The sequence below is a fragment of the Bradyrhizobium ivorense genome (genome assembly GCF_900696085.1).
Lineage (GTDB): Bacteria > Pseudomonadota > Alphaproteobacteria > Rhizobiales > Xanthobacteraceae > Bradyrhizobium > Bradyrhizobium ivorense.
In genome coordinates this window covers 211,303-237,554 of the sequence record NZ_CAADFC020000013.1, presented here as the reverse complement: position 1 = coordinate 237,554, position 26,252 = coordinate 211,303, and the positions used below count along the sequence as shown (strand labels likewise).

Below are 26,252 nucleotides of genomic sequence, written 5' to 3'. Positions count from 1 at the left end.
CATGGATACGATCCTCGTCGTCAATGCCGGTTCCTCCAGCGTGAAGTTTCAGGTCTTCGCGGTGGAAGGCGAGGGCCGGCTGTGGCGGCAGCTGAAGGGCCAGATGGACGGCATCGGCAGCCGGCCGCGAATGCGCGCCAGCGGCTCAAGTGGCGAACCGCTGGCCGACCGCGCCTATGCGATCGAAGCGGTTGCCGATGTTCCTGCCGCCATGTCCGTCGCTGGCGCCTGGTTGAGGGAGGAACTCAACATCAACCCTGTGGCCGTAGGCCATCGGGTTGTTCACGGCGGCCCAGATTACGCGCACCCGGTGCTGATCGACCCCCTGATCGTGTCGCGGCTGGAGCGTTACGTTCCGCTGGCGCCGTTGCACCAGCCGCACAATCTGGCGCCCATTAAGTCCCTACTGACCAATTTTCCGGCCCTACCGCAGGTGGCCTGCTTCGATACGGCGTTCCACCGCGATCATGATCCGCTGGCGGACCATTACGCCATTCCGCACCAGCTGTACGCCGAGGGCATCAGGCGCTACGGCTTCCATGGTCTGTCCTACGAATATGTGGCCAAGCGGCTGCCGCAGGTGGCACCTGAGGTGGCGATCGGACGTGTGATCGTGGCCCATCTCGGCAGCGGCGCGTCGATGTGCGCGATGCGGGCAGGGCGGAGCGTCGAGAGCACGATGGGGTTCACGGCGCTCGATGGCCTCGCGATGGGAACGCGGCCCGGCCAGATCGATCCTGGTGTCGTCCTGCACTTGCTCACCGAGAAAGGAATGTCCGCGTCCAAGGTGCAGGACTTCCTGTATCGCGATTGCGGCTTGAAGGGGCTCTCCGGCGTCAGCAACGACATGCGTGAGCTCGAGACGAGCCTAGACCCGCGAGCTGCATTTGCGATCGATTATTTCGTCTACCGCGTTGGCCTTAACGCCGGCATGCTGGCAGCCGCGCTAGAAGGGCTCGACGGCTTCGTCTTCACCGCGGGGATCGGCGAGAACTCCGTTTCGATCCGTGCCCGCATCTCCGAACGGCTAGCATGGCTCGGGATCGTGCTGGATCCAGCCGAGAACGCACGGCACTCGACCAGGATCTCCCGATCCGACAGCCGAATCCCCGTCTTCGTCGTGCCGACCGATGAGGAACTGATGATCGCGCAGCATACGCTGACGCTGCTCATGAACCAGAGATCGCCAAATCCAAAAAGCGAGAGAGTATCATGAACATTCCGGTTTATCCTGAGACCAGTGTCGCGCTGAAGGGCAAGAAGGGATTGATCGTCGGCATAGCCAATGACCAATCGATCGCCTGGGGCTGTGCCAAGGCGTTTCGGGCGCTCGGCGCCGAACTCGCCGTCACCTACCTGAACGAGAAGGCCAAGAAGCACGTCGAACCATTGGCCAAGGCGCTGGAAGCGCCGATCTTCATGCCGCTCGACGTGATGGCGGAGGGTGAGACCGAAAAGGTGTTCGAGCGAGTCGGGAAGGAATGGGGGCAGCTCGATTTCCTGCTTCACTCGATCGCGTTTTCACCCAAGGACGCCTTGCATGGTCGTGTGGTCGATGTCGATCGCGCAGGCTTCCAGAAGACCATGGATGTGTCCTGCTGGTCGTTCATGCGCATGGCCCATCTCGCCGAACCGCTGATGAAGAACGGCGGTACGATGTTCACCATGACCTACTACGGTAGCCAGATGGTAGTGAAGAACTACAATGTCATGGGCGTCGCGAAGGCGGCGCTCGAGGCCGCGGTGCGCTACATCGCGGCCGAGCTCGGGCCGAAAGGCATTCGGGTGCACGCCATCTCGCCAGGACCGCTTGCCACGCGCGCGGCATCCGGCATTCCGGAATTCGATGAACTGATGGACAAGGCGCAGTCGCAGGCGCCGACGCGCAGTCTTGTCAGCATCGACGACGTCGGCAAGGCGACGGCATTTCTTGCGCTCGACGGTGCCAAGCTGATCACAGGTAGCGTGCTCTACATCGATGGCGGTTACCACATCATCGATTGAACGCCGTGAGAATACGGCTCAGCTGTAGTGCAGCCCGATGACCTCCGCCACGCAGGCAGGGCGGGCACCGCCCTCCATCTCGATCACGACGCGGTAGTGAACCCTCAGCCCATTCGGCGGCACATCTTCGGCTTCCGCGATGCCGATGCGCCCACGCAGCTTTGATCCGGCGGGCACCGGCGCCAGATAGCGGATGCGGTCCGCGCCGTAGTTGAGCGTGTTCTTCAACCCCTTCAAGCCCATCACCGAGCGAATAAACATCGGCGTCAGGCTCAGCGACAAGAGGCCGTGAGCGATGGTCTTGCCTCCGGGCATTTCGGCCTTCGCGCGTTCCTGGTCGACGTGGATCCACTGCTCATCGCAGGTCGCATCGGCGAATTTGTTGATGCGTTCCTGGGTGATCTCGATCCATTCGCTGATGCCGACTTCGGTGCCGACCGCTGATTTGAGCTCGTTGAACCCGTTGAAAATCCTCATGGCATCGACTCGCTTTGGTCAGAACGTCATTTCGGGGACGGTATCGGGAATCGCGAGTTCAGCTTCAGTCACCGCCAGCACTTCGGCGACTGTCAGGCCCGGCGCGGTTTCCAGGAGGGTCGCCTTGCCGCCGGGAAACGCGATGACCGCCATATCTGTCACGACAAGGTCAACCGGCCGCGCCGATGTCAGCGGCAGGTTGCATCTGGCTACGATCTTCGACTTTCCCTTGGCCGCATGCTGCATGGCGACGATGACGCGCTTGGCACCGCTGACGAGGTCCATGGCGCCGCCCATGCCCGGCACCATCTTGCCCGGGATCATCCAGTTGGCGAGATGCCCGGTGGCGTCGACCTGCAGGCCGCCGAGCACCGTGATGTCGACATGGCCGCCACGAATCAGGCCGAACGACATCGCACTGTCGAAGGTGGCAGCGCCGGGTAACGCGCTGATCGGCTTGCCGCCGGCATCGGTCAGCAGCGGATGGGCCATGCCCTGTTCGGGAATTGGGCCAGTGCCGATCAAGCCATTCTCGGACTGGAAGAACACGTTGAGCCCCGCAGGAACGTAGTTCGCAACCAGGGTCGGAATTCCGATGCCGAGATTGACGAGGTTACCTGGCCGCAGTTCCTTTGCTACGCGACGCGCAATGATGGTTTGTGCATCCATGGCTCACCCGTTCGCAACGAGATAGTCGACCAGTGGTCCCGGCGTGATCACGTGATCCGGCGCAATCACGCCGACCGGAACAATGTGCTCGGCGGTCACGATCACCGTGTCCGCCGCCATCGCCATGACTGGGTTGAAGTTTCGCGCGGTGAGGGCATAGGACAGGTTGCCGGCGTAGTCGGCCAGGAAGGCGTGCACGAGCGCGAAATCGGCGCGCAGCGCGGTCTCCAGCAGATACGGCTTGCCGTCGACTTCGATCTTCTGCTTGCCTTCCTCGACAAGCGTGCCGACGCCGGTGGGCGTCAGGACACCGCCAAGACCGCAGCCGCCGGCGCGGATGCGTTCGACGAAAGTGCCCTGCGGAATAAGGTCGACCGTGATCTGCTTGCCCAGCATCTGTTGCTGCGCTTTCGGATTCAGCCCGATATGGGTACCGATCATGCTCGACACCTGGGCGCCGTCGAACAGCTTGCCGACGCCCTTGCCGGGCGTGGCCGCATCATTGCTGATCAGCGCGAGGCCCGATTTCTTCTGTCGGACCAGTTCGTCCAGGAGGCGCTCTGGCGTACCCACGCCCATGAAGCCGCCGACCATGATGCGCGCGTTGTTCGGGATCATCGCAACAGCTTCTTCGGCGGATACGGCCTTCATGATTGGGCTCCGGCGATCGGTCCGAGGCGGGATGTTTCGGCGAACATTGTCGTTTGTCGCGGTGCATACGTTGATCTGGGTCAAGGCCCGCGTCATTCGTCGTCTGCGCGGTGCTTAATCCCAATGCTGTCGAGCATCTCCGCCCACAATTTGCGTACCTGTCGATGCCGGTCGTTCACGGCCGCGCTGACGGCGTCGCGGGCGGGCTTCAGATCATCACTTTTCAGAAAATGGATCTGGGTCTGGATCAGGCGGCTGCTTTCAAATTCGATCCGGCGCAAAGCCACGACAAAGGGGTCATCCGCGGACGCCTCGACCGGCAGCAGGGCGGCAGGCCGGATGGCGCCGTGAGCGGCATGCCCGAGGGCCGCAATGTCGATCGTTGCGGCAAGCCGCCCATCGGTAACGCCGGAAACCGGGTTGGGCAGCCAAGCCATTTCCCAGATCAGCGTGTTGTAGAAGGCCATGACATCAGGCGCCCACGAGGTCGCGCGCAGGAGAAGGGAAACGATCTCCGTTTCGCGATGCAGCTGTGTGTTCAACTCGGTTTGCCAGCCGGCCTTGAACTGGCCTGGCAAGGCCAGAGCCAGCTGCCGCGCAAGCGCGCCATGTATCGAGACCAGGAACGATGACACCCGAGTTTGCTGCAGCGGCGGCACGCGACCGGAGGAATCGAGCGGGCCGAGGAACTGGTTCATGACGCAGCCCTTGGCACGGGAATAGCGCGCAGGTGATCGAAGCCGGCCGGAAAAGGGGTCATCTCGCCACCGGCGTCGTCGGGTGCGATCCATACCGACTGTTTGCCCTGCCAGCGCTTCGCCAGCACGTCTTCGGCGAAGCGTGCCAGCAGGTCAGCCGTCAGTGCAGCCTTCTCGAGCGTGAAGGCGTGATAAGAATTGGGGATGATGACCAGTGAGCTGTCGGCAATGTGAGTGCGCAGGGTTTCGTGCAGCGAGCGCGGCGTAAGGAAGTCAAATTCACCGTTGAGGATCATCGTCGGCGTCTTGATCGACGCCAGTTGTGGCGTCAGGGGCTGAAAGTCGAGGAAGGATTCCATCAAGTTTTGCACCGCATAAACGTCGTTGATTAACCAGCCCTGCCGCTTCACCGCGTCGAGATTGCCGAGTAGCGGCCTGAGCCATGAGTCGGAGAGATTCATTGGCAGCAACAAGTCCTGCAGATAGCTGATGCCGCCCAGGATCAAGCCGGTGCGCAGGGCGTTACCGAGCAACAAAAGCTGCGGCGAGAGTTCCGCAAAGGCACTCATGGGCACCAGGCCCGAGAGCCTATTGCTGTGCAAGATCGCATAGCGCAGCGCGATCAGTGCGCCGAAACTGATGCCGCTGAGGAATATCGGACCATCACCGAGCTCATCGATCAGGAGCCGAAGCGCCTCAACCTGATCTTCCTGGCTGATGAACAACTCCGGCTTGGCCGAGGCGCCCTGACCGAGCAAATCGAAGGTGGCGACGCGAAATCCCTTGCCGATCAGCGCGTCCCGATAAGCTGCCCAGAGCTCCGAATATTGAGTAAGCCCGTTAACGAGCACATAGGCCGGCGCGTCCGTGGCACCGTTGAGTTCGTAGCGGATGCGGTGCGAGCCATACGACAGAAACGGCATTCGATTCACTTGTTCGATGCTTTCGGCCGCATAGTTGAGATGCGCGTCCGGTCGTTCCCTTGACCTAGGTCAATATCGATCGCGCGTATCTGACGGAAATCTTCCCAAAATTTCGGTCAGGGAGGGTTTCCATGAGGCGTCTTTTCATTGGCCTGGTGCTGCTCGCCGTCAGCGCATCCGCTGCGACCGCCCAGCCATTTACGCGCCGCTCGTCGCAAGTCCAGCATGACGGGCTGAAGCAATATTACGAGATCGCCGACTTCAAGCTCGGTGGCAAATACGACCTGGCCAATCCGTCCAAGTGGGAAAATGGCGGCGAGGGGGGCGTGACCCTTGAATCGCTCGGCGGAGGAAAGCTGCGCACCGCCTACATCGCGGTCGGTACGCCGCGGCGCAACGCCGCAGGCGAGATCACCAACGCCGTTGTCATCAATTCATATTACTCGGGCGACTCCACCGACATGTATGAGCAGTGGGTCAAGGGCGCCGCGCTGTCGGGGGGCGTCCCGATCATCGGACCGGGCCGGCCGATCGACACCGACCGCTATTACGTCGTGATGGTCGATCCGCTCGGGACCTGGGGCGCAAGCAAGCCGTCAGATGGTCTCGGGATCAAGTTTCCCCAGTACACCTATTACGACATGGTGCAGGCGAACTACCGGATGCTTCGCGATCATCTGAAGGTCGCGAGGGTCGCGCTCGCGGCCGGCGTCTCGATGGGGGGCACGCAAACCTATGTTTGGGGCGTCATGCATCCGGAATATGTGAGCGCGCTGATGCCGATCGGCGGCACGACGCAATCGGACGCAGGAGATCCCGTCGGCAACTGGACTTTCCAGTTGATGACGGCGGCGATCGAGTCCGATCCGGTCTGGCAGCAGACCAAAGGCGATTACTACAAGCTGCCCAAGGAGAAGCATCCGCTGATGGGCATGGCGTTCGGCTGGTCAGTATTGGGCCTGACCGGCTACGATCTCTCATACCGGACCACGCAGGCATTCACCGCGGTGCAGCCGGAAATCTTCTATTGGGACCCGCCGAACGAGAAGGCCGGGCTCAACGTGATCAATCGCTCCAAGCTGTATGACGCTGTCGACCTCGTCTGGCGCAACCGCGTCGGCGAGCTTCACAACATCAACAAGGAACTCGGCCGCGTCCAGTCACGTACGCTGGTGATGCACATCAAGAACGACCTCTGGCTCAACTTCAAGCTTGCAGAGAAAGCGGTCGACAATATCCCGGGCGCCGACTTGATCGCCGAAGACAGCCCAGTCGCGCATTACGGCGTGTTCTCGATCATCAACGGCCACAAGAACGACCCGAAATTCGTGTCGTTCATGGACGATGTTGCGAGCCTCGACAGGGCGCAGCAGTTCGCCGACAAGAACTTCCGCACGCCCGGCGTAGCGTCAGACATCGACCCGAAGAAATCCTTCTGGAAGGACTACGTTACCTATCCTTATCCGGTGAAATACGCCGACGCCAAGGACGCCAAGGGCACGACCTGGCAGATCGGCTACATGGACGAATATTACGGCACCGAGAAGGATCCGAAGGTCCTCGTCGTCATCCACGGCAAGGGAGCGTTCGCCGGCCACTATGGCAACATCATGCAATACGCCCTGCGCAGCGGTCTGCGCGTGATCGCACCGGACCTGCCGCACTACGGCATGTCGGGCCCGGGCAATCTCGACAAGAGCCCCGCGCGGACCATGCAGGACATGCGTGAAGTGGTGTATGACCTTGTGGTCAACCAGCTCAAGATCAAGCAAGCGTCCTACCTTGGCCATTCCCTGGGCGGCCAATTGATCCTCGGCTACGCGCGGACATATCCCGACGCGGTGAAGAGCCTGATCCTCGAAGCGCCCGCCGGCCTCGAAGAGTATCCGCGCGAGGTGACGATAGGGCCTGGCAAGACCGCAAAGCTGTTCGACGCCTCGCTCGCGGGCAACTTCGACAAGTGGAAGGAAGTCTGGGGACCGACCCAGGTCTTGGCGAACGAAATCGCTCGGCCGGAGCAGAACATTCGCGACTTCTTCTATTTCAAGAAGCGCGATCCCGCGACCGGCGCGGTCGGACGTAGCAAGAGTGGCTACTTCATGAACGACAGCGAGTATGCGCGGTTGCATACCGAGCAACGTGTCGGCCTGACCAAGGGCAATCCGAAGGAGCTCGAGCAATGGGCCAACGTGTACATTCTCGACATCTACGGCATGGTGTCGGAGTTGCAGCAGGATGATCCAAAGAACCTGTATCGGCGGCTGACCGACATCAAGGTGCCGATCTTCCTGGCCTTCGGCGACAAGGAGCCCTTCATTCCCGGAACGCCATTTAACGGATTGAAGGACCTCGGCCGCGACATCATCACCCCGTTCATGACGCGGATGACGCGCGCGAACAACCGGCCGATCCTGAAAATCTATCCGGACACCGGTCATTTCATCCATACCGACAACCCGGTCGAGTTTCCGGCTGACGTGACCGATTTCGTAATGACGGGCAATCTCGACACCAGTTCGCCGCTCGAGACGGACAGAATTATCAACGGCGTGGTGTCGGCGATGGCTGTTGCGCCGACGCCGGACGGACCGAATCCGACAGCCGGTTTGAATAAGTGACCAGCAGGCTGAGTTGCAACGAGAGGATCAAACTGTAGCAATGCCCAAAGTGCGTGCCGGAGAGGTCGACCTTGGCTGGCGGGAGTGGGGCGAAGGCGAAACCACGGTCGTCTTCATCCACGGCAATCTCGCCAGCAAGGATTGGATCGAGCTCGCCGCCCCCTTGTTCCCGAGCGGCCTTCGGGTCATCGGAATCGACTGGCGCGGTTGTGGCGACAGCGATCGCCCGGCCGCGACGCCGGACTATACCAACTACTCGATGCAGCAACATGCGCTCGACATGCTGGCGGCGCTGGATGCTCTGCAGATCCCGTTCTGTCATCTCGCCACCCATTCCACCGGCGGTATCATCGCGGCGCGCATGCTGCTGATGCAGCCGGAGCGGTTTGGCCGGGTATTCGCGCTCGATCCCGTGACGCCACTCGGGCTCGCGTTCAACGCGGAGCAGATCGGGCTATTCCGCGCGATGATGGCAAGCCGCGAGTTGACGCGCACCGTAATGGCAACGGCGGCATCCTCCTTGTTCCTCCCGGACAGCATGGCGCCGAATGCCGCGCCGAGATTCCGCGAGGGGTTGGGCGCGATTCAGGCTCTGTTCGAGCGCATCCTGGATCAGACGTTTGGCGTCTCCGAGGGAATATGGATCGGCACGCCAGTCAATCTGACACGCGAGCGGGAAAGCCGCGAACTCGAGCGGCGGATGCCCGAAATTCGGCATCCACATCTCGTCGTCTGGGGCGAAGGCGACGGCTGGATCGCGCCCGCTGACCTAGAGGCCATGGCGGCGGCGATGCCGAACTGCCGGTTGGTCGTCGTACCGGGCGTCGGCCACTCGATGAACCTGGAAATGCCGCCCCTCTATGCCGGCTATTTTGGCGCCTGGTTTGGTGGCTTGAACGACCGGCAACGGTGAAACGCGTGAAGATGATCCAAAATCCCGGGTTCGGTCGATGGCCGATTTTCAGCGATAGGGCGCAGGAAAACGGCTTCTCGTTCCGAACCTCAACTGACGGCTAGCTATCGCTTCGGAGGAGCAAATGGCTGACACCCCAAAACTCTCGGTCGAAAAGGCGCTAAAGAAGTTGCAAAAGAGCGATGAGCCAAAGTCGAAGACCGAACGCTACGACGAGAAGATGAGTGCGCTCGACGAAGAAATAGCGCGCATGAGAGCGCAGAGGCTGCGATTGGATCGGCCCAAACGCAATCGCGATTAGAGGCGGCCGCTGTTGATTAAACCGGAACCTAGGGGCTGAAGGACGATTACCACATCGCTATGCATCTAGCGCTGGTCAATTGCTTACGCGTACCGTAGAATCCAACCGTAGCTTTTTGAATGATTGCCACCGAGCGCAACAAAATCAGCGTCGTGCGGAGGATGGACGTTCCGACGCGCTTTGGCGAGCACCGGCAGACTGGCCTGGAAGCGTGCGAACAAGAAACACAGTAGATCGACGAAGGCGCCGATCTTACCGGGGACTCCTAACGTGCAGTCGAGGGGCGCTGAGTTCGAACGTCAATCGTTCCGGCGGTACCAATATGCACATATCCCGGGCTTTGCGCATGCTGTCGATAATGGCTTTGTCTTCTTTGGACCGTTTGTCGTATTCCAGCTCTTCTTCCAGCTCTTCGTCGATCTGGTTGACCATGGCGATGTACTGAATGAAGTTAATGACAACCGACGAGTTGGTGGCCAAGCACTCACGAATCTCTGGTTAGCAACTGCGGTGAGGCTGACGCTTCTTGCTTCGTCGTCATATCGTCGACGGTCTAGATGGTTGCCTTTGCAGCGCGATCGAACTGCCCCAATGGCTTTAGGCGCTCCTGCTCATCAAGCGTCTGGCAAAAGCCAGTTGCCGTCACCAGGGCAATGGAGCTGGAAAGGCCCTTTTGACGCTGAAAGGACCCTTTCGATCCTCCTCATCGGCACAAGCCGTTGAAACTGCAGGAAATGCGAACGCCCTCCGAGCGCACCATAAACCCACGTTTGGCTTTGAAGCTCGCCCGGCCGCCACCTGCGTAGAAATGGCCGCGAGCTGCTTCCTCCCAGCGACAGCCAAAAGGCCATCTATTGGTCAAGGAGATTCAACCTCGAATGACGAAGAACTTTTTCTCCTCCCTTCCTACCCAGTATGCCAAAGTCTGGTCCGGCCCTACACCGGGACAAGGGAAAAAAATCCGAAATTATGATCATGGACCGTAGAATTGCGGACGCAGGTGCGATGGGCGAGGGGACTCTGCCTGAGCTTCGGTCGCAGCTCCTCAGCCGCCGAACGCTTCTGTTCGGCTCCGCTGCGGGTCTCGCCGCACTGGGCCTGGCCGGTTGCGCATCCGACTACATGAGCCTCGCCGAGGCGGAGAAAGTCTACGGGCCCGTGCCCAACGAGAAATTCCCGATCCCTGCGGTCGATGTTAGTAAGGTCGATCCGAAATATTTTCGCAAGACCGTGCGCTATGACAGCAATGAGGCGCCCGGTACGATTATCGTCGATCCCAGCAAATACTATGTTTACCGCATCGAAGGCGAAGGAAGCGCGACCCGCTATGGCGCTAATGTCGGCCGCGATGGATTTCGGTGGAGTGGGGAGGCTTATGTCGGGCGCAAAGCCGAATGGCCTACCTGGACGCCACCTAAGGAGATGATCGCGCGCCAGCCGGAGGCAGGCAAATATGCTCGCGGCATGCCGGGAGGTCTCGATAATCCGCTTGGTGCCCGCGTGCTCTACCTCTATCAAAATGGGGTGTACACGCTCTACACGATCTATAGCACCAGCGCCCCCGAAACGATTGGGAACGGCATTACGAGCGGCTGTACCGGTCTTCTCAGCCAAGACATGATCGACCTCTATGCGCGAACGCCCGTCAATACGAAGGTGATCGTGCTGCCGGCATAGGCAACCGCGTCGGCCGCCGGTCCAGGCGCCGCCAGTATGGGGAGCCCAACGGTCGGGGCCCGTTCTATCAGAGGCAACCGTGGGCGTGCCAGCGTATCCGCTCATCGTCGTTCAGGCTTGCCTGACTTCTTCGCGAGTTCGCCCGCAATGAAAATTGCGCGTATCTGGTGCGGCGGTCGTCGCGCTATTGGTAGTGAGAACTCAGTATGACATTGATCTCATTGGTGGGCCCGGCAGGACTCGAACCTGCCAACAGACCGTTATGATTGGCCGGCGGGCCTGACATATAGGGCGGTTCGCTCGTTAGAAGCTGGCCGCGTTGTGATCAAGCGTGCGCGAAGCATCAATGCCGATACCGCCGTCAAATCTCGCCTGGTGCGCGTCGTAGTGCGACTTGGTAGGGCGGTCGGCCCGCCCGGAACCTGAGCTGCAGGTCTTGATCTGAACCGGCTGGTTCGAGTCGATTGGAAGCACCGTCTTGTGCGAAATTCGCTTCAAGGCCAGGTTCGAACGAATGCTCACAACGCCCGGTATGCGCGAAATCTTGTTGACGATGAGGTCTTCAAGGGCGTCGATGTCGGGCACCATGACGCGGAGAAGGTAGTCGCTGTCTCCCGTCATCAGGTAACATTCCATCACCTGGCTCAAGCGATCGATCGAGCGCGTAAAATTCTCGAGCGACAATTGAACCTGCTTTTCAAGCTTGACCTGGATGAAGGCGGTCACGCCGATCCCGAGCACCGCAGGATCCAGCACGGCGATACGCCGATCGATGACGCCGAGTTTTTCCAGCGTACGAACGCGAGCAAGACAAGGCGACGGTGAGAGGTTGACGCGCGAGGCAAGTTCGACGTTGGTCAAACCGGCGTTCTGCTGCAGTTCGTTCAAGATTTTGATGTCGATCCTGTCGAGAGCCGTCGTCGTCATATCGTTGTCTCCCATGGGCAAGCGTAGCCGTCTCGAGGCCCAGTCCCGCGCGTTGTGCCGCGTAATGACATCCCGATGACACCAATGCTAACCGCACGCGCAGCTGTAGAATTTCGACAAAATGACGACTTATATCGAAAAACGGTCAATCTGCTCAGCGACCCATCGGCGCGGCGCGAGGCGGGACGCGCGGGGGCGGTGTGCTCCGTTGACGATCGGAGAACGTGAAAGCGGTCGGGGATGGACCGTCTCCAGCCTCAGCCTGGGCCGGTGAGTCCCGATGCCGAAAGGCTGCAAGCGCCAGCACAAAATGCCGATCGATCGTGCCGGCGACGAGATCTTTGAGCATTAATGCCGAGTCTCCAGTGCAATTATCCGAGGGCGACAGAAGTTCGCGGAGTTCGAACGGCTCGTCGGGGATCGGAGTGACAAATTGAAGCTCAAGCAGGCCTATCTCACCGCCGCTGAACCTGAGGGGCTCGCTGGCTTCTACGAAGCTCTCGGCTTGGCGGTTCGCTTCGCTGATCGAGGCAAGTGGATTCAATTCGTCGGTGAAAAGGTCGCCCTTTGCATCGCAAGTCCGGTCGAATCCGTATCCGCGCCGTCTCTGAACGCCGTCCTGGTATTCGAGGTGGACAATCTGGAAAGCGCTCTGCAGCGCGCGCGGGCGCATGGCGCCGAGGTGCTCGGTGAAATCAGGGATATGGGGACGCACGGTCGCGTGGCCCACTTCAAGGACCCGCAACACAATACGATCCAGCTGTTTCAGGCCGCGGCCGGGTAGGCGAACGAACGATCTCGATCATTTCGGTTCTATGTGTCAGGGGCATCCCCATGAACTTTCGAGTGCAGCCCATGTCCATCCAGGAAATCCCGGTGTTCAGCAGCACCGAATTTCGCACCGCAATGCGCAACGTACCGGGCGCCGTGTCGATCGTCACGACGGGCACGCGACCGGGCCGGCACGGTTTGACGTTGACCGCCGGTTGTTCATTGTCGACCGAACCGTCGAGCGTGCTCGTCTGCGTCAACAAGTCGGCCGGTGCCCACGATACGATAAAGCGGAGCGGATCGTTCTGCTGGAACATCCTGGCGGCGCATCACGCTGCGCTGGCGCAGAAATTCGCGGGGCAGGACGGGAGCAAGGGCGACATACGTTTCAGCGAAGGCCTGTGGCGCGAACTCGCGACGGGAGCGCCGAGCCTCGTCGAGGCTGTCTGCAGCTTCGATTGCCGCCTATCCGATTCATACGACGCCGGCAGCCATACGATCTTCGTCGGCGCGGTGGTCGCTCAGGCGACGAACGTTGATCGCGAACCCCTCGTCTATGTGAAGGGCGAGTTCATGGTTCCCCGGCGGTAGCGCTTCACTCCCATCATTCAGTGTCCACCAATGCTGTCACTTTGGCTCAATGTTCTCGCAAGCGGCGTTCTGCTCGGCCTCGTCTACGGGCTTGTGGCGCTCGGTCTGACGATCATTTTTGGCGTCATGCGCGTCGTCAACTTTGCGCATGGCGAGATGGTCGTCTTTGGCGTCTACATCGGCTATTGGGCCGTCCGCCTTTGGGACGTTCCGATCATTGCCGCAGCAGCGATCGCGGCGGTCGCGATGTTCATCTTCGGGTATCTCCTGGAAACCCTGATCGTAAAACGGTTCGTTGGACGGCCCCATCACTATCAATTCATCGTTTTCATCGGCCTGTCGCTGCTTTTCAGCGGCGCGCTATTGGTGGCGTTCGGACCGGATCCGCGCCCCACTGCGTCCCAGCTGGCGTTTCACACAGTATCGCTCGGTCCCGTGACGCTGGATCTAGCGAGACTTCAGGCAGCGGCAACCGCGGGCTTGCTGATCACCCTGCTCGGAGCGTATCTGAAATTCTCGTCGTTCGGCCGGTCGCTGAGAGCGGCCGCAGACAACCGGCTGGGCGGCCTGATCATCGGATTGAACATTCCGCGGATCTACGCGGTGGCCTTCGGCATCGGCGCGGCCTGCGCGGGCGTCGCCGGCGCATTGATCTCGCCTTTGTTCGATGCCCAACCATATCTGGCCGTCGATTTTACCCTGCTGGCTTTCGTGACGGTAATCGTCGGCGGTCTCGGCAGCTTCAGCGGAGCGCTCCTGGGTGGCCTGGTGATTGGCGTCGCCGAAGCAATTGCAGCCTTGATGTTCTCTCCGTCGATGAAGACGGCGCTTCCCTATGCGCTCCTGATCATCATCCTGATTTTCCGTCCGAGGGGTTTCTTTGGTGCAAAAGAGATTTGAGGGTGCAACTGAGTCGAACCGCTGGCTTGCCGGAGCACTGGTGTTCGTGATTCTTGCTCTGGCCGGTGCTCTCGCAAATCCGTACCTCATCTCGTTGATGACGATCGTATTGCTGTTCACGTTCCTTGGCCAATCCTGGAGTTTGATGCTCGGTATCGGTGGCCAATTGTCGATCGGTCATGCGCTTTTTGTCGGCCTCGGGGCTTATTCAGTCGCCGTCCTCGACGTCAAGTTCGGCATTTCGCCGTGGATAGGCCTCCTGCTCGGAATGTTCATCGCCGGATCCGTTGGCGCGGTGCTGGCTTGGCTGAGCTTCCGGTTCGAGGTGCGTGGAATCTATTTCGCGCTGCTGACGATCGCCGCCGCGGAGTTCGCGAGGATCATGTTTAGCGGCTGGGAGTTCGTCGGCGCAATGCAGGGGCTGTTCTTTCCCGCACCGACCAACGCGATCGATATTGCAATGCTCCGCGGAGACGCGCGCTTCTACTATTTTGTCGCGCTTGCCCTGGCGGCGCTGGGGATCGCGGGAACTGAACTTATCTTGCGATCGTACCTCGGATATGTCTGGCGAGCGATGCGGGACGACGAGCAGGCGGCACGCGCGCTCGGCGTCCGCACATTCCGGCACAAGATCCTCGTGATCGCGATATCGGCGGCTGCTGCGGCCGCGGGTGGTGGAATTCTGGCGCTCGTGCAGGGATCGATCTTTCCGGATTCGATCATGGGTATGGGCCTCTCGGTTGATGTGCTGATCGGACCCGTGGTTGGCGGTCTGGGCACGACATTCGGTCCGCTGGTCGGGTCGCTCACGGCTATTCCCCTGAACCATATGATGAGTGCACTCGGCGATAGTGTTCGGGTCCCGGGGCTGAACAACATCGCATACGGCGTCGTGTTGATCCTGGTCGTCTGGTGCTTGCCCGACGGCATCTGGCCGGCGATCGTGCGGCTGTGCAAGGCAATCCAGCTGCCGTCGCGGGTGTGGCTTCCGCAACCGAGGAAGGCCGAAGAATGACGAGCCTGCTCGAAGTCAGGAGTCTCTCCCGTTCGTTCGGCGGCCTGGTCGCGGTGAACAATGTCAGTTTCGCACTGGGAGCCGGCCGGATCACCGCGCTGATCGGGCCGAACGGGGCAGGGAAGACAACGTGCTTCAATCTCGTGGCGGGCGCGATGCGGCCGACCAGCGGGCAAGTGTTCTTCGAAGGACGCCCGATCGAGAACATGCCGCCTGAAGCCGTCTGCAGGATGGGCATCGCGCGGACATTCCAGATTGTGCGGCCGATGCGCGATATGTCCGTGCTTGAGAACGCAATGGTCGGCGCTTTCAGCTGGACCAGCAGCGTGGGAGAAGCCAGATCGAAGGCGTATGAGTCGCTTGAAAACGTCGGGCTTGCCGGCAAGGCCGATGCGAGGACCGACCAGCTGACGTTGCCCGATCGGAAGATGCTTGAGACCGCCAAGGCGCTCTCCACGCGGCCCAAGCTGCTGCTGCTGGACGAGGTGATGGCGGGGCTGCGGCCCACCGAGGCCGCGAGCGTGGTTCGGGTGCTGCAGCGGCTTGCGGAAACCGGCCTGACGATCCTTCTGGTCGAGCACGTCATGCGGATCGTGATGGAGATCGCCTCGCGCGTCGTGGTACTTCACCATGGCACCAAAATTGCCGAAGGGAGCCCGGCCGAGGTGGTCGCTGACCCCAAGGTGCTCGAAAGCTATCTGGGGACGGGCTTCCATGCTTGATGCGGCGTTGTTGTCGATCGACGGGCTTTGTGTTGCGTATGACGGGTCAAATGCCCTGAACGGCGTCTCGCTGCAGATCCGCAGGGGCGAGCTGATCTGTGTCGTAGGTGCCAATGGCGCTGGAAAGACCTCGCTGATCCGGTCGATCTCGGGCATCGTTCCGTCTTCGGGTGGTGTCGTGAAGATGAACGGCGTCGATATTGCGGGGATGCCGCCGTGGGAGATCTGCGAGCGCGGTATTGCGCAGGTCGCCGAAGGCCGGCAGATTTTTGGCGGCCTTTCCGTCGAGCACAATCTGCTCCTCGGCGGATCGCTCAAGCGCGCGAAGGCCACCCGGCTCGAAACCCTCGAGTTCGTCTATCGGTTGTTCGAGAGGCTTCGAGAGCGCCGGCGGCAGCTTGCCGGCACCTTGTCCGGCGGCGAGCAGCAGATGTTGGCGATCGGACGCGCTATTATGGCGAACCCTGACATCGTGATGTTCGACGAGCCGTCAATTGGGCTGTCGCCCGCCCTGACCGATGTAATGTTCGGCGTGGTGAAGCGTTTGCACGAGGAGGGGATCACGGTGCTGCTGGTCGAGCAGAATGTCGCGAAATCCCTCGCGTTGAGCAGTCGTGGCTATGTCCTGGAGAACGGCTCGATCGTTCTCCAGGGATCAAGCAGCGAATTGTTGAGCAACACCGAGATTCAACGCGCATATCTCGGAATGTAGTCTCTCGTTATGGACAACGACGATACCCTTCTGGTCGAGCGCGATCTCGATATAGTCACGATGACAATGAACAGGCCGCCGGCAAATGCTCTGAACAACGGTCTGGTCAGGCGTTTGCTGGATGCCATTCGTGCACTGTCTGCGCAAGCATCGCCACCAGGCATCGTCTTGACTGGCGCAGGCGAGCGCTTCTTCAGCGCGGGTGGCGATATCAAGGAAGTGGCCGGCCTCGAGATATCGAGGCCCCGGATGAGAGACTTCCATGCGCTGTTGTGCGAGATGGACCGATATCCGGGCCCGCTCGTGTGTGCGGTCCGCGGCTACGCGGTCGGAGGCGCGCTGGAGTTTCTCCTTCACGCCGATTACGTCGTCGCGGATCCCGCGTGCATGGTTGGGTTTCCGGAAATAAACCACGGCCTCTTGCCTGCGGCCAAGGGTATGCGGCGGGCGGTCGGGAAGCTCGGCCTTCGGGCGGCGCAGGCCCTGCTCTATTGGGGAGAGTTGTGCGACGCCCGGAAAGCGCTCGAAATCGGCGCGATCAACGAGATCGCGGCTGGCACGGACGTGATGTCCCGCGGCGTGGAGGTATGCAGGCATCTTCGCGGCAAGGACCAAAAGCTGTTCGCTGCGATCAAGCGCTCGTTGAACTTGACGGGACAGATGGATGACGCTTCCCTCGAGGCGGTGACGATCGAGGATCTCAGCGCCTATTTGACCGAGGGGAGTTCGGCGGACGCGCGTGCCCGCTTTCTCTCGAAGAGTTCAAGGAAGACATGAATGGCCGAGCTGGCATCCCCAGAAGAAGCGCGCCAGGAGCTCATGACCTTCGAGGAAGTGTCGGCAGCTCTGGCGCAGGGATATTTGACGGTTCTGATTCCGTGCGGCGCAATCGAGCAGCATGGGCCGCATCTTCCGCTTTGCATGGATGCCGATCACGCGGATGCTCTCGCGGTAAAAGTGGCGCAACATCTCGGCAGGACCCTGATCGCTCCGACGATCAGGGTCGGCTGTTCCGCCCACCATCTCGCCCTATCAGGCACCATCTCCCTTCGAGCGGAGACTTTTGAAGCAATCTGTCTGGACTATTGCACAAGTCTCGCAAGGCATGGTTTCAGGCGGATTCTGCTGTTCTCCGGTCATATCGGAAACTTCCCCGTCTTGCGCGACATGCTTCCTCGGCTAAGGCAGCGCGTTCCGCCGGACGTTGAGATCGACGCGTTCTGCGATGCAACTGCCTGGATCGACGGGTGGCGACGTGCCGTCAGGGATGCCGGGGGTGACCCGAATGCGGTCGGCGGCCATGCCGACATTGCCGAGACATCCCTGATGATGCGACTCCGCCCCGAAAGCGTGCGGCTGGATCGCTTTGAGGTCGGGCACCTGGGCGCTCTATCCGAAGAGCAACTTCAGTTGATGTGGAAGAACGGGATCCAGTCCGTCACGCGCAACGGCATCATCGGTGATCCGCATGGATCGACTGTAGAGATCGGCGAGCGGTGCCTCGCGGCGATAGCGGAGCTTCTGGCCGCCTCGTTCGGCAAATAAGGCGCCCCTCCCTTGTTTCACCTCCTCCGTGCCGTCAGGCGCGGGAAGCCGCGTGCGCGCGCTAGCCAGGGAGTGGATGCGATCCGCCTGCGGACAGCACAATATTTGGAAAGTCATACGCGCGCGCCCAGCATTCGGACGAAAATGTTGCTGCGCTTGTGAGACGATTTGCCATCGAGAAATTCCCAGAGGATTTTAGAAGATGGCACTTTCGTTCGGCTTCTGGTCGGAGCAGGAAACCCAGGTCGGGCAGAGCTACGCGCGCCGGCTTCATGAACTGGTCGACGAGGTGCGCCTCGCAGAGAAGATGGGCTTCGACTGCGTCGCGCTGTCCGAGCAACACGTGGCGCTCGGCGGCATCTCGAGCTCCGCTCCCGAAGTGGTGTACGGCTATCTTGCCGCGGTGACCTCGCGCGTGAAGCTGCGATCGGCGGTCACCCTGATGCCGCAGAAAATCAACCACGCGCTGCGATCCGCGGAGCGGCTGGCCGTTACCGATATCCTCTCGCATGGCCGCATGGAGTTTTATGCTGGCCGCGCCAACACGACCATCGCGATGCGTGCCTTCAACGTCGATCCCAATGAGACGCTTGCCCAGATGGAAGAGGGCATTGCGCTTCTGAAGAAATCGATGCGCGAGGACATCTTCACGTTCGAAGGCAAGTACTACCAGATCCCGCCGCGGATGCTCGTGCCGAAGCCCATGCAGAAGCCGCATCCGGTCATCGGCATCGCCGCGACCAGCGAGCGCAGTCATGGCTGGGCCGGCTCCGAAGGCCTCGCCGTGATGAGCAACTCGATCTACCAGGGCTGGGAAGTCCAGGACAAGCTTCTCAACACGTATCGTCGCGCCTGGAAGCGTGACGAGCAGGGGCCGCTCCCGCGGCCCCGCGTTGGCCTTCCGCTGTTCTTCGGCATCGGCTCGTCGGATCAGAAGGCGAAGGAAGACTACGCCGAAGCGCTGATGCACTACGCGAGGATCTCCACCGATGCCTATCCCCGCCTGGCGAAGCTTGCCGATGACTACGCATACATGAACGAGAGCGTGCCAGCCATGGAGCGCGCCGGACGGGACTGGGATTACCTGCTGAACCATTCGGCGACCACCGTATGCGGGAGTCCCGACACCGTCATTCGCCAGATCGAGAAGTTCCAGGCGCTCGGAATCGACGAGGTGCTGCTCCATCTCGACTCGGTGAACCACGAGAAGATCATGGAAGCGATCGAGATGTGCGGCCGCTACATCATTCCGCACTTCAACGACAGGAACAACGTCGTGCGGCCGACGGACGACATTCTGGCGCAAATCCGCGCCATGCGACCGCAGAAGTGAGCACCAAGGAAACACAGGACGGAGAATCCAATGCCACAGCATAGCTACAAATATCTGCTCGTCGAGAAGCGCGCCAGCGGCGTCGCCGTCGTAACGATGAACCGGCCGGAAATCCTCAATGCGATCAATTGGGACATGCACGAGGAGCTGGAGCGGGCTTTCGTCGAGCTGGATCACGACAAGGACGTCCGCGCGATCGTGCTGACCGGCGCTGGGCGTGGCTTCTGCTCGGGCGGCGACCAGAAGTCGCTCGACAAGGGCCCGCTGCCGTCGGCGACGCGGAGCGGGCGTCACTTGATTCGCAACATGCTCGAGGTCGAGGTACCGGTCGTTGCTGCCGTCAACGGCGTCGCCGTCGGGCTCGGAGCGACGCTTGCCCTGTTTTGCGATGTCATCTTCGCAAGTCCCACCGCGCGATTCGCCGATACGCATGTGACGGCGGGCGTGGTCGCCGGTGACGGCGGCGCCGTGATCTGGCCGCTACTGATGGGGCCGGTCCGTGCCAAGCACTACCTCATGACGGGAGAGTTCATTTCCGCCGAGAAGGCGGCCGCCATGGGCATGATCAACGAGGTCGTATTGAGCAGGGACGTCAAGGACGCCGCGATCGAGTACGCCGAGTTGCTGGCAGGCGGTCCCCGGGAATCGATCATCTGGACGAAGTACAGCGTCAACAAGATCATCAAGCAGTACGCGCATCTGGTGCTCGATACCTCGGCCGCGCTGGAGATGCTGACCTTCGCGTTGCCCGAGCGCCGCGAGGCCGTCGCCGCCTTCGCTGAGAAGCGGAAGCGCTTCGCGGAGCGGTGATATGGACGTCGAATCCTTCACGTCGGGAGCCCAACTCGTCGACGTGACCATTCCGCAGCTCCTGAGCGCGCGAAGAGCCGAGCGGCCCGAGATGGTCGCATACAAGCAAAAGCGTCGTGGTGAATGGATCGCCACGACCTGGCGGCAGTACTCGGATCAAGTGGCCGATCTGGCGGCCGCCCTGCGGAACGCGGGGTTCAAGCGCGGCGATCGTGCGGCCATCATGGGGGATGTGTCCCAGGAATGGCTTCTCGCCGACATGGCGACGATCTGCGCAGGCGGGGTCACGGTCGGCGTGTACTTTACGTCCTCGCCCGAAGAAGTCGGCTATTACCTCAGCGATTCCGGCGCGTCTTTCATCTTCGTCGGCAGTGAGCTTCAGCTCGATATCGTCCTGGCGTCCGGCCAGGCCGAAGGGTTGCGCAAGATCATCGTGCTCGATCCGGAGTGGAGCGCCGCCGCTGCGGCCGCCAACGTCGTCTCTCTCAGATCCTTTTGCGAGAAGAACTCGGTCGACACCGACGAATTTCTTCGAACCCAGGTTGCGAAGGCAAAGGCGAGCGATCTGGTCAGCATCGGATACACATCCGGCACCACGGGCTTTCCGAAGGGCGCGATGCTGACCCATCTGTCGTTGCTCGCCGGCGCGCACAGCATCACGACGTTCACCCCGCGGATGCGTTCCGACACGCATCGGCTGGTCGTGCACCTGCCGATGTCGCATACGGTCGCCCGCGCGCAAGCAACCACGTTGCCCCTGCTGGCCCGGATGGTGCCGCATTTTGGCGAGACCAGCGCGGAGTTCGCCCAAACGATCAAGGAGGTGAGGCCGACCTACTTCACGGCGCCGCCCCGCTTCTATCAGCGATTTGCCACGCAAATCCTCAGCAAGGTCCATGCCGGATCGGCGAAGCAGAAGCAAGACTACCAGTTTGCGATGACGATCGCCCGCAAGGCGCTTGACGATCGACAGGCCGGCGCCGCGCCGGATCCCCTGATATCGGCGCTCTTCGCCGTTTGCCAGGATCAGATCTTCCGCCCTCTACTTGCCGAGGTCGGCTTCGAGGATCTCACGGTCTGCTACACGTCGTCAGCGGCGATGCCGTCTGAACTGATGTCGCTGTGGCAGCTATGGGGACTGCAGTTGAAGGAATGTTACGGCCAAACGGAACTGGTCGGAGCCAACCTGGTTCAGATGGCGGAATGGCCGGAGGCCGGCACGGTCGGCGTGCCCCTGCATGATGCCGCCTGGGAGACGGCGATTCTCGAAGACAGGGAAATGATCGTTCGCGGGCCGGGGCTCTTTGTCGGGTATTGGAACAAGCCGGAGGAAACCAGGTCTGCGCTGCGCGACGGGTGGCTCTACACCGGAGATATCGTGGACATCGGGCCGACAGGCCTCTTCAAGCTGGTCGACCGGAAAAAGGAGATCATCAACACCTCCAACGGGAAGTCCATCAGCCCGACGCAGATCGAAAACGAGATCCGGCACAGTCCGTTCATCTCCGAGGCCGCGGTGATCGGCGAAGGCAAGAAGTACCTCACTGCATTGATCGAAGTCAATGCGATCGCGACGATGGAATGGGCGAGGTCGCGCGACCTTCGGATCGCGCAGTACTCCGATCTGGCGAACTCCGAAATCGTCGTTCGGATGATTGAGGGGGAGATCGGCAAGGCGAACAGCAAGCTGGCCAGGGCCGAGCAGATCAAGGCGTTCCGGATCCTGCCGGAAGAACTCTCTCCCGAGAACGGCGTGATGACGCCGACGCGGAAGAAGCGCCGGAAGCAGATCATGGAGAGGTACCGCTCGCTGATCGATACGCTTTATGACGAGAGTGAAGACAACCTCGTCAAGGCTGAGATGAAGACGTGATTTGAAGGGCCAGGCGCACGCGTGACGACCGCGTCGCGGCTTGCCGGCAATTTGTTTAGAACCAACCAAGGGGGAAGGTCAGATGAGGAATCGCAGCGGAACTGGTCTAACGCGCCGCGCGCTGCTCGGCAGTGGCATTGGCGCCGCCGTCGGACTGGTATCGCGGCCGGCAACGGCAGCGTTTCCCGGTAAGGTGCGGGTCGGTGCGATCAATCCGAGTAGCGGCGTTCTGGCGTTTCCGGGCCAGGCGTGCGTCCGGGGCATCGACCTCGGCGCCAAGTTCGCCAAGGGGAAGTTCGGAATAGACATGGACATTGTCCATGCGGACACGCAAAGCAGACCGGAGAACGGCCGAATTGCCGCCGAGAACCTGATCCGGCAGGGCTGCACGATCCTGATCGGGGCCTGGGACTCCGGCGCGACCATATCGGCGCTGCAGGCAGCTGAGGTCGCGAAGGTTCCGATGGTGGTGCATATCGCGAGCGCGACCCAAGTCACGTCTCAGGGCTTCACCCAGGTGTTTCGCTATTATCCCACGTCGCTGACGGTCGTCAGGAAGTCCCTGCTTGAGTTGAAGGCGCTGTTGTCGTCGCTCAAGGATGCGCCGACCAGTGCGGCCGTCATGCATCTCAACAACACGATGGGGCAATCAACCGCGGCAAGCATCGATCAGGCCTGGAAGGAGGTCGATGTTCCCTTGAAGATCAGCCAATACATTCCCTACGATGAGAAAGCCAAGGATCTGTCGGTCGAGCTCGCCAAGGCGAAAGCCTCGGGAGCCGACGCGTTGGTCTCGGTGACGCGTGTCAACGACGCCATCATGATCGTCCGGGAATGCGTCAAGCAGGGCTGGAATCCGAAGATGATCTTCTCCCCCAACTCAAATGGCGTGCAGGACAAGGCGTATTACGACGCGCTGGGCAAATACGGTGACGGCGCGATCCTTTCGACGTTCTGGTACAATCCCAAGGCTCCGGACGCTGCAGCGATCCTCAGGCAGTTTGCATCCGACTATCCAAACGACTGGCTCGATGCAAATTCCGGATGCGCGTTTGAGGCGGTCCAAATCGTTGCGGATGCCGTCAGCCGCGCGGGGTCTGCCGAATCCGCCGCCGTTCATGCCGCGCTCAAGGCGACCGATATGACGCCGATCCTGATGTCCAGCGGCAGGATCAAGTTCGATGCCAATGGTCAGAACATGGGAGGTGACGTCACCATCCTGCAAGGGCAGAACGGCAGGCCTCGGGTCATCGCGCCGCAAGCAGTCGCGGAAGCCGGGTTCCAATACCCGCTGGCTCCGTTCAATTCGAGGTAGGGCAGCGCGATCCTATGGCCTCGGCAGGCGGAGCCGAGGCCGCAATCTTCCAGGCAGGGCCTCTATGCGGACGGCTCGCGACCGACAAAGCCGGACCGCTCGGCGAGGAAACGGCGAGGGCTCTTGCCCATCGTCTTCTTGAACATCGTGATGAAGGCGCTCGGCGTTTCATAGCCGAGATCGAGCGAGACGGCCTGCACCGAAGATCCGGCCGATAGTCGCTGGAGCGCAACCAGGATGTGAAGGCGCTGTCGCCAGCGTCCGAACGTCATCCCGGTTTCCTTGAGCACGAGGCGGGCGAAGGTACGCACGCTCATCGCATATCGGGCGGCTAATTCCTCGATCGTGCTGCGGTCACCGGGATCGCTAAGCAGTGCCGTGGCGAGATGCTGCAGCCGGCTGTCGGTGGAGATCGGCAGGAACATCTGTTCGGTGGACATCTGCACCAACTCGTCGAGAAGCACGCGCCCGAGCCGGCTGGTCGGGCCGTCAGCCGGGTAGAGCGGTGGAAAAACGGCGAGCCGATGGATCAATTCGCGGACCAGCGACGAAATCGTGAAGGTGCAGCAGGTGTTGGGAAGCGTGATCGCCTGCGGGTCGATAAAGACAACGTAGATCTTTCCATTGTCCGACACGCAGTTGCTGTGCATGACGCCCGCGGGAATCCACACTGCCCCTTGGGGCGGCACGATCCACAATCCGTTCGGCGATCGACACATAACCGATCCATGAGAGGCGACCACCAACTGCCCCTTGTTGTGTGAGTGCAGCGGTAGCTCGTCATTGTTCTCGCCCGTCTCGATGCAAAAGGAGACGATTGGCCGGTCGAATTGGTCCGGATCGATCGGAATGTAGTTGATCCGAAGATCCGGCAGCACCATTCTGGCCAGGCCGTGATCCGTGTCGGAAATGGAGAACGCGTTCATCGAACTCGCTCGTGAATGGCTGCAGTTCCAATTCTGCCAGGCGAGCGATAGGCCTCGTGCCGCCTCCAATCGCGGAGGATAGTTCGCGGAGCGATGTTCGTCACGCAAAAGTAGGGGACGGAAACGAGAATCTTTGGCGAACTTGAAAGCGGTCTGAGCTCGATATCGCGGGCAATGACGTTCCGGCGCAACAAGGTGTCGGCAAAGCCGTGCAGATCGCATGATCTTCGGCATAATATGTCGTAGCGAATGTGCGATGGTCCTATCGCTGAGGGTGTTCGTGAGCATCCTCGATCGAAGCCGCATTCAGTGTGGCGAAATATCGCTACCGCTCGTCTCCTCCCTTGACTTGGCCCGGTCTTATCGCCGGGCCATTTTCGTGACCATCGTCGCTATGTCGCGACAGATCCACCCCCCTGTCGGTTGGCCCGGAGATCAATTCGCAAGAGCCGCGATTAGCAACCGCTCCACGCGGGAGGTCCGAACAACAGATGCAGCAGGTATCTGATGCGGTCGTCCTTCTGTGGGCAACGAGGGCCAAGTAAGACATTGATCTCGCATGATCGCCGCACCGTCGGCATTGGGGAGTAGCGCTCTCGAGGACGGCCTCTTCATTTGGAAACGGTTGCCAAGCTATTGAATGTACTGGAGGGCGTTCGTGACGCGTTTCCAAATGCGCCATGATACTACTCAATAATCAGGCTGATTTTGATTCCGCCATTCCGATTTCTTGTCTATGCCGCTTCAGTCGAGACTGAAGAGCTGAGTTTGCTACGCAAACGCCAACACTGGTAGCCGAGGTCTTGGGCGCGTTTGGAAAGAGCGCAGTACCACCTCTCTTCCGAGTGGGTCTAACCGCCCAGCTTGCCTTGGAAACTGCCGAGGAGATTCGAGCGCTTAGTCGTGCGTGCGCCCGTGCCTAGTACCACCCAAAACGAGGAGGTCGTGGCGTAGTTCGCGGGTTGCCTGGATTATTCGGGCCGCGCGCGCTTGAGTAATCCCGGCCTCTCTTTGTGCATCCGGACGAGTTCGATCAGGTTTTCGATGCCAAAGTCGGTGAACGCTTGAACGCCGTCTTCTCCGACGCCATGGACCCAGATGACTCCGTCCTCGGTCTCCATTTCGTTGGCGACGTCACGTAGCCAATCCTCGTCTTCGCCGAGGTCTTTCGCGACCTGGGTGATCGTGACGACGTGATGGATCTTGTTGACGTGAGTGGTCATGCGGCTCGAGCGGAGGACGCGGATGCCGGAATCTAATTCCGGGACAGAAGCTCGTCTAGACGACGAGCCGGGTGGGCGACCGTACCTATTAGTGATCAAAGAGATGGTTATAGCCTTGCACAACGTCGTGAGAGCTTGCGAGCTCGAAAAGCAAGAACCGTCCAACTAGGCTCGTCCGGACATGGCACCGGAACGGACCCAGCACGTATCTGTGGCGGTAACTGTGGCGGTGCTTTTTTTACTTGTGCCGTATTCGCTCTAAGCCTTTGATCTCATTGGTGGGCCCGGCAGGACTCGAACCTGCAACCAGACCGTTATGAGCGACAGGATATCGATCGGGTTCGTTGATTTTGCTGCGTTTTCGTTTGCTTTTGATCGCGTTCGTAGCGTTTCGATCGGGTTGTTTCTGGTGCGAAACTGGTGCGGTAGCAACGAGACCCTAAAACGCCTTGCATGTTTGCTACTATAGACGGAACCCTATTGGTAGCGATTCCTCCATTTGAACAGGGACTTCTTGCCAAAATCCGCACTTAAATCTGCCGCCATCACGCGTGAGGCTTTTTGACTATTAAGACCCTGTTGGCATCGAGGTGTTGATCGATTTTTATCATGGTCCGAACCGTTACGAATGGGTCGAACTAGAAACGGAGGATCGGTC

General features: G+C 60.6%; 27 protein-coding genes. 18 read left to right on the top strand and 9 right to left on the bottom strand.

Going from position 1 to position 26,252, the window contains the following annotated elements:
• The first annotated feature begins 1 nt into the window (after position 1).
• Together CI41S_RS18800 and fabI are read left to right on the top strand one after the other, a co-directional pair.
• Positions 2-1,216, top strand: a complete 1,215-nt coding sequence (locus tag CI41S_RS18800; RefSeq protein ID WP_139861011.1) for an acetate/propionate family kinase — start codon at positions 2-4, stop codon at positions 1,214-1,216.
• Positions 1,213-2,004: an enoyl-ACP reductase FabI gene (gene fabI, locus CI41S_RS18795; RefSeq protein ID WP_139861010.1), complete on the top strand. Its 792-nt coding sequence runs from the start codon at positions 1,213-1,215 to the stop codon at positions 2,002-2,004. The genes CI41S_RS18800 and fabI overlap by 4 nt, the downstream gene beginning before the upstream one ends.
• A gap of 18 nt (positions 2,005-2,022) precedes the next feature.
• Here fabI and CI41S_RS18790 read toward each other — a convergent pair whose 3' ends face one another.
• The 5 genes from CI41S_RS18790 to CI41S_RS18770 form a co-directional block, all read right to left on the bottom strand.
• Positions 2,023-2,481 (bottom strand): MaoC family dehydratase, encoded by a 459-nt coding sequence (locus CI41S_RS18790; protein WP_139861009.1) that lies wholly within the window; start codon positions 2,479-2,481, stop codon positions 2,023-2,025.
• Between the two features lie 18 nt (positions 2,482-2,499).
• Positions 2,500-3,150, bottom strand: coding sequence for a 3-oxoacid CoA-transferase subunit B (locus tag CI41S_RS18785; protein ID WP_139861008.1), 651 nt, complete (start codon positions 3,148-3,150; stop codon positions 2,500-2,502).
• 3 nt (positions 3,151-3,153) lie between these two features.
• Positions 3,154-3,801: a CoA transferase subunit A gene (locus tag CI41S_RS18780; protein ID WP_139861007.1), complete on the bottom strand. Its 648-nt coding sequence runs from the start codon at positions 3,799-3,801 to the stop codon at positions 3,154-3,156.
• A 92-nt stretch (positions 3,802-3,893) separates the two neighbouring features.
• Positions 3,894-4,499 (bottom strand): hypothetical protein, encoded by a 606-nt coding sequence (locus CI41S_RS18775; RefSeq protein WP_139861006.1) that lies wholly within the window; start codon positions 4,497-4,499, stop codon positions 3,894-3,896.
• Positions 4,496-5,422, bottom strand: a complete 927-nt coding sequence (locus CI41S_RS18770) for an alpha/beta fold hydrolase (protein WP_139861005.1) — start codon at positions 5,420-5,422, stop codon at positions 4,496-4,498. Before CI41S_RS18770 ends, CI41S_RS18775 begins: the two co-directional genes overlap by 4 nt.
• 131 nt (positions 5,423-5,553) lie before the next feature.
• Here CI41S_RS18770 and CI41S_RS18765 point away from each other — a divergent pair, with 131 nt between their 5' ends.
• From CI41S_RS18765 to CI41S_RS43550, 3 genes are all read left to right on the top strand, one after another.
• The gene (locus CI41S_RS18765; RefSeq protein WP_139861004.1) at positions 5,554-8,040 is read left to right on the top strand and encodes an alpha/beta hydrolase; all 2,487 of its coding nucleotides are present in this window, start codon (positions 5,554-5,556) and stop codon (positions 8,038-8,040) included.
• 40 nt (positions 8,041-8,080) lie between these two features.
• Positions 8,081-8,953, top strand: a complete 873-nt coding sequence (locus CI41S_RS18760) for an alpha/beta fold hydrolase (protein WP_139861003.1) — start codon at positions 8,081-8,083, stop codon at positions 8,951-8,953.
• 124 nt (positions 8,954-9,077) lie between these two features.
• Complete coding sequence (locus tag CI41S_RS43550; RefSeq protein ID WP_172628096.1) at positions 9,078-9,254, top strand: hypothetical protein; 177 nt, start codon at positions 9,078-9,080, stop codon at positions 9,252-9,254.
• A gap of 252 nt (positions 9,255-9,506) precedes the next feature.
• On the opposite strand, the gene CI41S_RS18755 is transcribed toward CI41S_RS43550, so the two are convergent.
• On the bottom strand, positions 9,507-9,734 hold the full coding sequence (locus tag CI41S_RS18755) for a hypothetical protein (protein ID WP_139861002.1): 228 nt from the start codon (positions 9,732-9,734) through the stop codon (positions 9,507-9,509).
• Between the two features lie 489 nt (positions 9,735-10,223).
• Here CI41S_RS18755 and CI41S_RS18750 point away from each other — a divergent pair, with 489 nt between their 5' ends.
• Positions 10,224-10,931 (top strand): L,D-transpeptidase, encoded by a 708-nt coding sequence (locus tag CI41S_RS18750; protein WP_139861001.1) that lies wholly within the window; start codon positions 10,224-10,226, stop codon positions 10,929-10,931.
• A gap of 303 nt (positions 10,932-11,234) precedes the next feature.
• Here CI41S_RS18750 and CI41S_RS18745 read toward each other — a convergent pair whose 3' ends face one another.
• Positions 11,235-11,858 carry an Lrp/AsnC family transcriptional regulator gene (locus tag CI41S_RS18745; protein WP_139861000.1) on the bottom strand — a complete coding sequence of 208 codons (624 nt, stop codon included), beginning with the start codon at positions 11,856-11,858 and terminating at the stop codon, positions 11,235-11,237.
• Positions 11,859-12,291: 433 nt separating this feature from the next.
• On the opposite strand from CI41S_RS18745, the gene CI41S_RS18740 reads away from it, so the two are divergent.
• From CI41S_RS18740 to CI41S_RS18685, 12 genes are all read left to right on the top strand, one after another.
• A complete protein-coding gene (locus tag CI41S_RS18740; RefSeq protein WP_139860999.1) occupies positions 12,292-12,642 on the top strand; it encodes a VOC family protein in 351 nt (116 codons plus the stop codon).
• Positions 12,643-12,713: 71 nt separating this feature from the next.
• Entirely contained in the window at positions 12,714-13,220 is a 507-nt protein-coding gene (locus CI41S_RS18735) for a flavin reductase family protein (protein ID WP_244626591.1), read from the top strand.
• Positions 13,221-13,250: 30 nt separating this feature from the next.
• Positions 13,251-14,120 carry a branched-chain amino acid ABC transporter permease gene (locus tag CI41S_RS18730; RefSeq protein ID WP_139860998.1) on the top strand — a complete coding sequence of 290 codons (870 nt, stop codon included), beginning with the start codon at positions 13,251-13,253 and terminating at the stop codon, positions 14,118-14,120.
• 40 nt (positions 14,121-14,160) lie between these two features.
• On the top strand, positions 14,161-15,135 hold the full coding sequence (locus tag CI41S_RS18725; protein ID WP_244626590.1) for a branched-chain amino acid ABC transporter permease: 975 nt from the start codon (positions 14,161-14,163) through the stop codon (positions 15,133-15,135).
• The gene (locus CI41S_RS18720) at positions 15,132-15,857 is read left to right on the top strand and encodes an ABC transporter ATP-binding protein (RefSeq protein ID WP_139860997.1); all 726 of its coding nucleotides are present in this window, start codon (positions 15,132-15,134) and stop codon (positions 15,855-15,857) included. The genes CI41S_RS18725 and CI41S_RS18720 overlap by 4 nt, the downstream gene beginning before the upstream one ends.
• Positions 15,850-16,569 (top strand): ABC transporter ATP-binding protein, encoded by a 720-nt coding sequence (locus CI41S_RS18715; RefSeq protein ID WP_139860996.1) that lies wholly within the window; start codon positions 15,850-15,852, stop codon positions 16,567-16,569. The genes CI41S_RS18720 and CI41S_RS18715 overlap by 8 nt, the downstream gene beginning before the upstream one ends.
• A gap of 9 nt (positions 16,570-16,578) precedes the next feature.
• Positions 16,579-17,346, top strand: coding sequence for an enoyl-CoA hydratase/isomerase family protein (locus tag CI41S_RS18710; RefSeq protein ID WP_139860995.1), 768 nt, complete (start codon positions 16,579-16,581; stop codon positions 17,344-17,346).
• Complete coding sequence (locus CI41S_RS18705; RefSeq protein WP_139860994.1) at positions 17,347-18,114, top strand: creatininase family protein; 768 nt, start codon at positions 17,347-17,349, stop codon at positions 18,112-18,114.
• Between the two features lie 202 nt (positions 18,115-18,316).
• Positions 18,317-19,447 carry an LLM class flavin-dependent oxidoreductase gene (locus CI41S_RS18700; protein WP_139860993.1) on the top strand — a complete coding sequence of 377 codons (1,131 nt, stop codon included), beginning with the start codon at positions 18,317-18,319 and terminating at the stop codon, positions 19,445-19,447.
• A gap of 30 nt (positions 19,448-19,477) precedes the next feature.
• On the top strand, positions 19,478-20,257 hold the full coding sequence (locus CI41S_RS18695) for an enoyl-CoA hydratase/isomerase family protein (protein ID WP_139860992.1): 780 nt from the start codon (positions 19,478-19,480) through the stop codon (positions 20,255-20,257).
• Position 20,258: 1 nt separating this feature from the next.
• Complete coding sequence (locus tag CI41S_RS18690; protein ID WP_139860991.1) at positions 20,259-22,130, top strand: AMP-dependent synthetase/ligase; 1,872 nt, start codon at positions 20,259-20,261, stop codon at positions 22,128-22,130.
• An 82-nt stretch (positions 22,131-22,212) separates the two neighbouring features.
• A complete protein-coding gene (locus tag CI41S_RS18685) occupies positions 22,213-23,445 on the top strand; it encodes an ABC transporter substrate-binding protein (protein ID WP_139860990.1) in 1,233 nt (410 codons plus the stop codon).
• Between the two features lie 62 nt (positions 23,446-23,507).
• On the opposite strand, the gene CI41S_RS18680 is transcribed toward CI41S_RS18685, so the two are convergent.
• The gene (locus CI41S_RS18680; protein WP_244626589.1) at positions 23,508-24,371 is read right to left on the bottom strand and encodes an AraC family transcriptional regulator; all 864 of its coding nucleotides are present in this window, start codon (positions 24,369-24,371) and stop codon (positions 23,508-23,510) included.
• 971 nt (positions 24,372-25,342) lie between these two features.
• Positions 25,343-25,594 carry a hypothetical protein gene (locus CI41S_RS18675; RefSeq protein ID WP_139860989.1) on the bottom strand — a complete coding sequence of 84 codons (252 nt, stop codon included), beginning with the start codon at positions 25,592-25,594 and terminating at the stop codon, positions 25,343-25,345.
• Between the last annotated feature and the right edge of the window lie 658 nt (positions 25,595-26,252).